General features: G+C 63.0%; 6 protein-coding genes. 5 read left to right on the top strand and 1 reads right to left on the bottom strand.

The features are described from left to right. Nucleotides 1–84: 84 nt before the first annotated feature. The gene (locus AYR66_RS10415; protein WP_088707435.1) at nucleotides 85–609 is read right to left on the bottom strand and encodes a hypothetical protein; all 525 of its coding nucleotides are present in this window, start codon (nucleotides 607–609) and stop codon (nucleotides 85–87) included. Nucleotides 610–795: 186 nt separating this feature from the next. Between AYR66_RS10415 and AYR66_RS10410 the strand changes: the two genes are divergently transcribed. From AYR66_RS10410 to AYR66_RS10390, 5 genes are all read left to right on the top strand, one after another. After that, nucleotides 796–1,287, top strand: a complete 492-nt coding sequence (locus AYR66_RS10410; RefSeq protein ID WP_088707434.1) for an HAD family hydrolase — start codon at nucleotides 796–798, stop codon at nucleotides 1,285–1,287. Between the two features lie 56 nt (nucleotides 1,288–1,343). Continuing rightward, nucleotides 1,344–1,838 carry a hypothetical protein gene (locus AYR66_RS10405; protein WP_141104054.1) on the top strand — a complete coding sequence of 165 codons (495 nt, stop codon included), beginning with the start codon at nucleotides 1,344–1,346 and terminating at the stop codon, nucleotides 1,836–1,838. Nucleotides 1,839–1,997: 159 nt separating this feature from the next. Beyond that, a complete protein-coding gene (locus tag AYR66_RS10400) occupies nucleotides 1,998–2,240 on the top strand; it encodes a hypothetical protein (RefSeq protein WP_088707432.1) in 243 nt (80 codons plus the stop codon). 13 nt (nucleotides 2,241–2,253) lie between these two features. Beyond that, nucleotides 2,254–3,177: a S1C family serine protease gene (locus AYR66_RS10395; RefSeq protein ID WP_088707431.1), complete on the top strand. Its 924-nt coding sequence runs from the start codon at nucleotides 2,254–2,256 to the stop codon at nucleotides 3,175–3,177. A gap of 17 nt (nucleotides 3,178–3,194) precedes the next feature. Then, nucleotides 3,195–4,211, top strand: coding sequence for an AAA family ATPase (locus AYR66_RS10390; RefSeq protein WP_234814873.1), 1,017 nt, complete (start codon nucleotides 3,195–3,197; stop codon nucleotides 4,209–4,211). Nucleotides 4,212–4,326 lie beyond the last annotated feature (115 nt).

Raw genomic sequence — 4,326 nt, 5'->3', positions numbered from 1 at the left:
GGACCGCCTTGCATCTGGATGTTCTGTTCCCGCCGGCGCCAGACTGGCTGGCTTCCTCGGCCGGATTGCAGCGCAGATACAGGTTTAGACGCGGCGGGGCCGTATTTGTGCCGTGCACTCCTGGTTTGAAGTGGTCCGGGGCCGGATGGCGATGGCGTCACGGATGCCTTGTCGCAACGCCGCCAGCGACTCTTCCTTCCCCAGTTTGTCGGCAAAACGGTTGAGGTCGGTAAATGCGGTGACCTTGAGCAGCTTGGCGGCGGCGCGGATGCCCTGGATGATTGCGGGAGAGTAACGGCTCCCTGCGCCGAGCAGGATGAAGAAGGGCAGCTCGGCGGTACCCGGGTCGCCGCGTACGCGGCGCAGCAGATCGAACACCCTGCCGTTGTCGAAATGCACGCCGCAGGTGACGAGATCCACGCCTGACACGATTGCGGCGCATGCATCCTCATAGCTGTGGCAGATAACGGTGTTGAACTCATCCCCAAGGACGACTTTCGAGAAGGCAATATCTTCAGGACGCACGGCAATCAGCAGGCGCGGACGGGCGTCTTCCGGTGCGTGTGCGAGTGGTTGTTGTGCGGCATCATAGGCAAGGTACAGGCCCATTGCGGCTTTCCTTAATGAGGTTCAATACGTGGCCCGCAGTGTAAGTCAGAAGGATTAGGTGGCATGCTCTAAATTCCCTGGTATCGATTCGCTCCCTGGAAAGTTGTTCCCGACGAATACAACACAAAGGGAACCCGGGCATGGTTTGGCGTATCGGTGATACAAACGGAAAAATAAAGGAAATCGGTGGACACGACACACAAACCGAAGCTGCAGGTATATCTCGACCTCGACGGCGTCTTCGCCGACTTCGACGCGCGCGTCAAGCGTTTGACCGGCAAGCATCCGGACGAATTGGAGCGCAGCCGCTTGTGGAAGATCATCAATGCGGACAAGCGTTTCTTTGCTGAACTCGAGCTTATCGAGGGCTGCATGCTGCTGTGGGAAGCCACGCGCGACCTCGAGCCCATCTTCCTCACCGGCGCGCCGACCAACAGGGTTTTCCAGGAGCAGAAGCGCGAGTGGGTGGCACGCATCTTCGGCCCGGAATTCATCGTGCATGTAGTGCCGAGGAAACTGAAGGCCGACTTCAGCGGTCCGCACAAGGTGCTGATCGACGACACGGCGGACAACATCGCGCAATGGGAAGCGCGCGGCGGCCACGGCATCCTGCACACCGGAGACCATGCGTCGACGGTGCGGGCGCTGAAAGAACTGCTGGAACTGTATACCCATTGAAGTGGCGCAAGGCACGGCCGGGCAGCCTCCTTACCCTATAAATAGAGAGACTTGCTGTGAAAGGATCTGCCATGGACACCGCTCCCGACTTCGAACTCATCAAGGACGCCTACGCCATCATCGACGGTATCCCGGAAACCGCGATCGACCTGGACCAGCTGGTCAGCGCGCGCGGCGAAACCCTGGAGCACGGCACCGTGTGCTCGCCGGCCGGCTGGCTGGCCCAGCACCCGGCGTTCAATGCCGCCGGGCTCACGCTTTCCGATGACGACAGCCGGTTGCAGCTGTCCGGCGAGGAGCCCCGCGACCCGGCGGCGATCCTCGCACAGGTGTTCCGCCTGCAGCCCATGGACGCGCGGCACCTGTTTGCCGACCGGATGACCTATACGCTGGGTGACGATTCCGGCCTCAGCGACAAGCGCTTGTGGCTGCGCGAGGTGCGCGAGTTCCTCAAGCAGCACGGCCAGCTCGACGCGGATTTCGAGGAACACCTGGAAACGCGCGGTCCCTTCGCCGAGCCTGCCAATCCCGCCGAGATCAGGGCCATCTGAGGCGAGCCTTTCCTTTCGGCACGCCGGAGGGGATTCAGACGTGTTCCATGATTCATCTCGCATCCGCCGCGAAACTGCTTGAACTTGCCCATCGTCGCGAGGACAAAGTAGCAAGACGGACAGCGGCACCGCGCGCGGTTGCGGCCCTCGGAACACATCATGGTTTTCCTGAATATCTTTTTCATGCTCATGACCCTCGATATCGCCTGGCAGGCATGGAAGGTCGGCATGCGGCAGCTCGGAAAGGCGCTCGCGCTTTGCGCGGTCGCAGGCTTCGGCGGCGCGCTGTTCACGGATTCGCTCCTGCTGGCGATTCCGCTGCTCGGCGTGCTGATCCTCGGCGGCACGGCCAATTACCAGATGCGGAAGTACCGCGTCGGACGCTACAAAGACCTGCGCTGAGGTATTGCCGGCCATGAAAAGAACGCCTCTTTACAGCCGCTCCGCCCGCCGCCAACGCGCCGCGCCATCTGGTGCGCCGCCGCCTCCGCAAACGCACGTGCCGGCGCCGGAACAGCGGGCGCCACGCTTCGTTCGAAGCCGTGCCATGGTCAAGCGCCACGAGCGCCTGCTGCTGATGGCGATCCCGGTACTGATGTGCATGCTGCTGTTCGGCGCCTATACGATGCTGACTCCGGAAGAGAGGCGGTTCACCCAGCGCGACATCGACGCCGCCGTGCTGCACACCCTGGAAAACAACGTGCTGCCGTCGCCGGAATCGAAGGCCTACGCGCGCATCCGCCCGTCGGTGGTGCGCGTGGTGCAGGAGGGCGAGGACAACGCGACGCACAAGGCAACGCGCGGCGTGGGAACCGGGGTGGTCATCATCGACAAGGGCGTGATCCTCACCAACCTGCACGTCGTCGGCACCGATGACCGCACGCGCATCAAGGTCCATTTTGCGGACGGGCATCAATCGGATGCCATCGTGCTGCGCCGTCTTCCCGAAAACGACCTGGCCGTCATCCAGGCCCTCAGTGTCCCGGATGACCTGGTGCCGGCCACGCTGCGCTCGACGCAGGGATTGGCGGTGGGAGACAAGGTGGTCGCGGTCGGCTTCCCGTTCAATATCGGCCCATCGGCATCGTCGGGCATCGTCTCCGGGCTCAAACGCACCTACATGTCGCCGCGCGACAACGAGGTGCTGCGCAACCTGATCCAGTTCGACGCCGCCGCCAATCCCGGCAATTCCGGCGGTCCGCTGATCACCATGAGCGGCGAGGTGGTCGGCATCGTCACCGCCATCCTGAGTCCGCACGAGCAGGGCAGCTTTGTCGGCATCGGATTTGCCGTACCCATCGAGATCGCGGCGGCAGCGGCCGGCGATTCCCCATTCTGAAACCACCCACCACACACATGGATACCATCGAAAACAGCAGGTCCGACGTTTCGCTCCAGATGGAGCGCGTCCTGTATGAAGTGAAACGAGTTGTCGTCGGGCAGGATCATTTCCTCGAGCGTGTGCTGGTGGCGATCCTTGCCGGTGGACACCTGCTGGTGGAAGGTGTGCCTGGCCTGGCCAAGACGCTGACGGTGAAGACGCTGGCCAAGACCATACGCGGCAGTTTCCACCGCATCCAGTTCACGCCGGACCTGGTGCCGGCCGACCTCGTCGGCACGCGCATCTACAACCAGAAGACCGGTGAGTTCAGCACTTCGTTAGGGCCGGTGTTTTCCAACCTGCTGCTGGCCGACGAAATCAACCGCGCGCCCGCCAAGGTGCAGAGCGCGTTGCTGGAAGTGATGCAGGAACGCCAGGTGACGATCGCTGGCACCACGCATCTTGTGCCCGAACCCTTCCTCGTTATGGCGACGCAGAACCCGATCGAGACCGAGGGCACTTATCCCTTGCCGGAAGCCCAGGTGGACCGTTTCATGATGAAAGTCGTGGTCGGCTATCCAAGCGAGGAAGAAGAGTTCGTTATCGTCAACCGCGTGACCACGCAGGACCAGGAGGTGGCGTCGGTGACCACGACGGAAGAGCTGGCGCGCCTGCAGCGCCATTGCCGCGACTGCTATATCGATCCCTCTCTGGTGCGCTACGCGGTGCGCCTGGTGGCCGCGACACGCGACCCCGAGCGCTGCAACGTGCCGCACCTCAAACATTACCTGTCCTGCGGCGCCAGTCCGCGCGCCTCCATCCACCTTGTGGAAGGGGCGAGGGCGCTGGCCCTGCTGCGCGGGCGCAGCCATGTGCGGCCCGAAGACGTGGTCGACCTCGTGCCCGACGTGCTGCGGCACCGCCTGTCGCTGTCCTATGAGGCGCTGGCCGACAATGTCACGCCGGACCAGATCATCCACCGCATTCTCAAGCATCTGCCGCCGCCGGAAAGGGTCCTGGAAAACCATGTCAAAGTCGACGCAAACGCCTGAAACCATCCTCAACCGGCTTGAACTGACGGTGCTGCGGCGGCTCGACGGCTTGCTGCATGGTGACTACCGCACACTGTTCCGCGGCCTCGGCGTGGACCTCGCGGACCTGCGCGAA

This window comes from Noviherbaspirillum denitrificans (assembly GCF_002211445.1).
GTDB classification, from domain to species: domain Bacteria; phylum Pseudomonadota; class Gammaproteobacteria; order Burkholderiales; family Burkholderiaceae_D; genus Noviherbaspirillum; species Noviherbaspirillum denitrificans.
Note: the sequence above shows the minus strand (reverse complement) of the source record. Positions and strands in the feature narration are given on the sequence as shown.

What these genes read in the sequence shown, in the direction of transcription:
- AYR66_RS10415 (WP_088707435.1), bottom strand. Translation starts at nt 609, where the DNA reads ATGGGCCTGTACCTTGCCTATGATGCCGCACAACAACCACTCGCACAC.
- AYR66_RS10400 (WP_088707432.1), top strand. Translation starts at nt 1,998, where the DNA reads ATGGTTTTCCTGAATATCTTTTTCATGCTCATGACCCTCGATATCGCC.
- AYR66_RS10395 (WP_088707431.1), top strand. Translation starts at nt 2,254, where the DNA reads ATGAAAAGAACGCCTCTTTACAGCCGCTCCGCCCGCCGCCAACGCGCC.
- AYR66_RS10390 (WP_234814873.1), top strand. Translation starts at nt 3,195, where the DNA reads ATGGATACCATCGAAAACAGCAGGTCCGACGTTTCGCTCCAGATGGAG.